This window comes from Gilvimarinus sp. 1_MG-2023 (genome assembly GCF_030548285.1).
This window is the reverse complement of sequence record NZ_JAUOSC010001200.1, coordinates 1-261: the sequence shown is the minus strand read 5'-3', so window position 1 is coordinate 261 and position 261 is coordinate 1. Positions and strand designations below refer to the sequence as shown.

The window sequence follows — 261 nt, the reverse complement described above, 5'->3', positions numbered from 1 at the left end:
GTACATAGGCGGTGTTTGAAGGGAGCCGTTAAAAAGGGAGCTAGCTCCCTTCCTAAAACACGCTTGTATCTAAACGTTGACGCGTGCGTGATCGCCCATCTCATCGGGATCAATTTGTTTGCCGGTGAATAGCTTAAACATTCCTTTGATGCTGGGGTCGGCTGTCCAGATTTCGGCATCTTTCAGTTCCATGCGCATCATTAATAGCTATGGGTCATCTTTACCTTTCTCATACCAAGCACTGACAGGTTTGGACCAGTA

At 47.1% G+C, this 261-nt stretch carries 1 protein-coding gene; it reads right to left on the bottom strand.

The window, feature by feature from the left end; translation table 11 throughout:
- Positions 1-69 precede the first annotated feature (69 nt).
- A complete protein-coding gene (locus Q4563_RS20670; protein ID WP_303605849.1) occupies positions 70-192 on the bottom strand; it encodes a hypothetical protein in 123 nt (40 codons plus the stop codon).
- Positions 193-261 lie beyond the last annotated feature (69 nt).